The organism is Kitasatospora sp. NPDC059803 (assembly GCF_042732255.1).
GTDB lineage: Bacteria > Actinomycetota > Actinomycetes > Streptomycetales > Streptomycetaceae > Kitasatospora.
This window is the reverse complement of sequence record NZ_JBHWIJ010000187.1, coordinates 1-4,423: the sequence shown is the minus strand read 5'-3', so window position 1 is coordinate 4,423 and position 4,423 is coordinate 1. Positions and strand designations below refer to the sequence as shown.

General features: G+C 74.8%; 4 protein-coding genes. 3 read left to right on the top strand and 1 reads right to left on the bottom strand.

Translation table 11 applies throughout. The annotated features are described in order from the left end of the window. Window positions 1-322: 322 nt before the first annotated feature. Window positions 323-892 (bottom strand): ArsR/SmtB family transcription factor, encoded by a 570-nt coding sequence (locus tag ACFV6I_RS25970; protein ID WP_380427931.1) that lies wholly within the window; start codon window positions 890-892, stop codon window positions 323-325. 83 nt (window positions 893-975) lie between these two features. Here ACFV6I_RS25970 and def point away from each other — a divergent pair, with 83 nt between their 5' ends. The 3 genes from def to ACFV6I_RS25955 form a co-directional block, all read left to right on the top strand. Continuing rightward, window positions 976-1,581 (top strand): peptide deformylase, encoded by a 606-nt coding sequence (def, locus tag ACFV6I_RS25965; protein WP_380427929.1) that lies wholly within the window; start codon window positions 976-978, stop codon window positions 1,579-1,581. A gap of 235 nt (window positions 1,582-1,816) precedes the next feature. Continuing rightward, window positions 1,817-2,128: a hypothetical protein gene (locus ACFV6I_RS25960; RefSeq protein ID WP_380427927.1), complete on the top strand. Its 312-nt coding sequence runs from the start codon at window positions 1,817-1,819 to the stop codon at window positions 2,126-2,128. A gap of 28 nt (window positions 2,129-2,156) precedes the next feature. Beyond that, window positions 2,157-4,423, top strand: a 2,267-nt coding sequence (locus ACFV6I_RS25955; protein ID WP_380427925.1) for an SAM-dependent methyltransferase, incomplete at its 3' end; no start/stop codon positions are given.

The following is a 4,423-nucleotide window of genomic DNA, read 5'->3' as shown; positions in this document are numbered from 1 at the left end:
GGGGGGGGCGCCCGCGTGTGTGGGCCCCGCCGCGGGGCCCGGGGGCCCCCCCGCGGGCCCCCCCCAGGTCGGTGGCGAGGGACTGGCGGGTGCAGAGGGGGCCGTTGACGCGCATCGGGCCAGCTTGCGGGTCGGCGGGCCGGGTGCGCCAGCGGGTTTATTTCCCTCGCCTGGACACCGCCCGCGTGCCGTCTCCGGCGCGTCGCCAAATTGGTCTCGACCATTTGGTCTTGACCATTGCTTTGGGTTCGGGGGCGGAGGAGGATCACCGCGAAGCGCCGGGCGGCGGACTCCGACGCTCCTCGGTGCCCGTCAGTGCTCGTCAGTGCTCGTCCGGGAGGAGCGGGAAGAGGCGGGCCACGGCGGCGACCGGGCGGGCGCCGGCAGGACGGCCGGCCGGGTCGGCCTCGCGGTCGCGGTAGCGGGCCAGCACCTGGCGGACGGCCTCGCCGACGGCGGCCAGTTCGGCGGGGGTCAGGTAGAGGACGGTGCTGAACGCCTCGTCCTGCCGCCAGTCGGCCGGGGCCGCGTCGCGGTGGGCGAGCCAGCGCTGGTAGCTCTCGTCCTCCAGGCCGCGCGCGAGTTCCCCGAACTCGTCGGCTGCGGCGGGCTGGTGGGGCTGGTGTGGCTGCTGCGGGAGCCGCCAGGGGCGGGCGCGGCCGTCGGTGGCGGGGGCCTCCTCGATGAGGCCGTGGCGGGCCAGCTGCCGTAGGTGGAAGGAGCACAGGCCGGAGCTGTACCCGGTGGCGGCGGCGGCCTCGGTGGAGGTGAGGGCGGCCTTCTCGGCGAGGAGGCCGAGGATCGCGGTGCGTACGGGGTGCTGGGGGAGGGGGCCGGTGGCGGGCGCGGTGAGGCCTCTGGCGTCCTCGGCGGCTTTGGCATCTTCGGTCACTTTGCAAAGTCTGCTACTTTGCAAAGTCGATGACAAGCCGTCATCCTGGCCGTCGTGTCGACGGTGTCGACGAGGGAGCGCCGATGTCCGAACTGCGTGAACGCCCGACCGTCCTGCGGATCACCGAGGTGGGGGAGGACATCCTCCGCCGCACCTGCCGCCCGGCGACCGGGGAGGACTACGGCAGCGAGCGGCTGGCCCGTCTCATCGAGGACATGTTCGCCACCATGCAGGTCGCCGACGGCTGCGGGCTCGCGGCCAACCAGGTGGACGTGGACCTGAGCCTCTTCGTCTACGACTGCCGCGACGACCAGGGCGTCCGGCACGTCGGCCACGTGCTCAACCCGGTCGTCGAGCCCCGCGAGCCCGGCCGCCGGCTGATCGAGGACACCGAAGGCTGCCTCTCCGTCCCCGGCGCCAGCACCGAACTCGCCCGCCCGGCCGAGGTGGTGGTGCACGGCTTCGACCAGTACGGCGCCGCCGTCACCATCGAGGGGGCGGGCTACTTCGCCCGCTGCCTCCAGCACGAGACCGACCACCTGAACGGGCAGCTGTACATCGACCGGCTGTCCGGCCGGGACCGCAAGCGCGTCCTGCGCCAGACCGCCGACCGCCGGGAGGACGTCTTCGCCCAGCGGGCCCAGCGGGCCCAGCGCGTCGCCCGGGCAGCCCGGGCCTCGGCCCGCTGACCGTGCCTGACCAGGACCTCGGGTGCGGGCCGGTCTGGGGGGCGCACCCGGACAGCTGGGGACTGTCGGCATTCGGCGTCGACGTGTCGGGTGAGATGGCCGCGTTCCTCTGCGGCCCCCATCCCGACCGGCCGCAGCCGCACCCGCGGGGCTGTCGGCGCGAACTGGTGTTCAGTAGCATGAACACGCGAACGCCCGCGGCTCCGAAGGGACGAGTGACTGTCGAGTGCCTACCGTGACCGCAAGCAGCCTGGCCTTCGGCTTCGACGTCGTCGACATCGACGTGGACGCCGATCTCGCGCTGGACGCCGACACCGCCGCGGACCGGCCCTTCCGCCAGGTCGGCCGGACGGACTTCGACCTGGCCAGCCCGATCCTGACGGATCCCGCGCCGCAGATCACCCAGATGGACTTCGAGGTGGATGCCCCGGGCCTGATGGAGCCCACGCCGCAGATCACCCAGATGGACTTCGAGGTGGACGCCCTGGTCCTGATGGACCCGCCGCCGCAGGTCGTCCAGCTGGACTTCGCCGTCGATGTCGCCTGACGCCGCCGACACCGACTGACGCCGCCCGATGGACCCGAACCGCCCGTACGGCCGCCCCTTCGACCGCTTCCCGACCCGCCGCGAGCACGAGGACCGCTGGGCGGAGCTGGCCCGGGCCATTGCCGCCGCCCCCGGGCCGCGTCGCCCCGAGCGGGACGGCGAGACGGGCGAACCAGCTACGCCCAAGGGCGAGTTGACCGTGCTCGGCTCCGGCATCGAGGCGGCCGGGTTCACCCGCGCCGACGAGCGGCTGCTCCGCGAGGCGGACCACGTCTTCCACTGCCTCGCCGACCCGGTGACGGTGGTGCGGATCAAGGCCTGGCGGCCCGACTCCTACGACCTCGGCGTCCTCTACGACGACGCCAAGGACCGCTATCTGACGTACGTGCAGATGTCCGAGGCGATCCTGCACTTCGTCCGGGCCGGGCGGCGAGTGGCGGCGGTCTTCTACGGCCACCCGGGCGTGTTCGTCCTCTCCAGCCACCGCGCCGTCCGGATCGCCCGCCGCGAGGGCCATGCGGCCGTGATGCGTCCGGGGATCAGCGCGCTGGACGTCCTGTGCGCCGACCTCGGCGTGGATCCGAGCAGCCCCGGCATGCAGACCTTCGAGGCCTCGGACCTGCTGATCCGCGGCCGGCGGATCGACCCTGGCCTGCACCTGGTGCTCTGGCAGGTCGGGCTGGTCGGCGAACTCGGCTACCAGCGCACCGGGTTCTTCAACCACCGGCTGCCCGTCCTGGTCGACCGGCTGGAGGAGGTCTACGGCCCGGACCACCCCGTGGTCAACTACATCGGCGCCCGCTACCGGGGCACCGCCCCCGTCACCGACCGGCACACCGTCGCCGGGCTCCGGGACCGGGCCGTGCAGCGGACCGTCACCAGCGCCTCCACCTGGTACCTCCCGCCGGCCGTCGCCGCCCCGGCCGATCCGCGGATGCTGGAGCGGCTGGGCCTGATCCGGCCCGGCCAGACCGTGCGGCCGCCCACCGGCCCGGTCCGGAACATCGACGAGTACGGGCCGCGCGAACTCGCCGCCCTCGACGGCTTCACGGACTTCCACGTCCCCGGCGGCTACCACTGGCAGGAGGACACGCCCGCCGCCCGCTTCGTCCTCGCCCTGGGGGAGGACGGCGCCCTGCGCGAACGCTTCGTCCGGGAGCCCGAGGAGGCGGTGGCGTCCTGGGCGCCGCCGGACCTCGCCGACGCCGAACGCGCCCTGCTGGCCCGCCGCGAGGACGCGGCCATGCAGGCCGCCGCCAAGGGCCGCTACCGGCGGCCGACCCCGGAGGCGGCGCGGCGGCTGCGCACCCTGCTCACCCGCAAGTCCGAGGCGCGCGCGCTGCTCCGATCGGTGCGCGACGGCGGGCTCGCGGGCGGCGGGCTCGCGGGCGGACTCGACGACGGGCTCGGTTTCGACAGGGCGACCGTCCGGCGCGACCTGGACACCGTCCTCGCCGAGGCCCTGTACCCGTGGACGGGCCTCTACGGCACGCCGGACGGCGACCTCGACGTCTACGTCCTGGGCCGCGCCACCGACCCGCCCCGGCACCGGATCCACGTCAACGGTCGGCGGATCACCGCTCCGCGCCACGACCACGGCGTGCTGCGCTGGCGGGTCGAGGACGGCAACGACTGCGGCGGCGAACTGCGCACCGAGGTCGGCCGGGACGGGCGGCGCCGGCTGGTCGGCGCGGTGTGGCCCGCCGGGCGGGTGGCGGCGGCGGAGTTCTCGGTGCAACTCGCCGAGTACGCCCTGCCGGACGTGCCGCCGCTCGCCGACCTGGTCGGCGACTACCGGGCGGCGGACGAGGCCGGGCGCGAACTGGTCGTCTCCGTCGGGCCGGGCGAGGACGGCCCAGCGCTGCGGGTCCGTGTCACGGTCGGCGGCGTGCCCGCGGCGGCCGCCGTCGTGGTCGGTCCGGCGGGCTTCGAGGTGGACGGCGTCGCCGTCCCCTACGTCCAGGCCGTGGCGGCATCGACCGTGCCGCCGTATCTGTACGGCTGCTACCGGGTGCAACTGCCGGGCGGCCGCGGCGCGGAGCTGAGGGTGGCCGAGGACGGCATCACCCTCGACGAACAGCCCCTCCTCCATGCGGAGTTCACCGGCAAGCGCCTCACCTGGCGCGACGGCCCCGCGCCGCTGCCGTCCGCCGAACTGACCCTGCTGCTGGACCCGATCACCCTGCACCCGATGCTCACCGGCACCGGCACCGGCACCGGCACCATGCCGACCACCGGCACCGGCACCGCACCCGGCCGCGCGCCCGGCGGCCCACGGCTGCCGGTGGTCGGCAT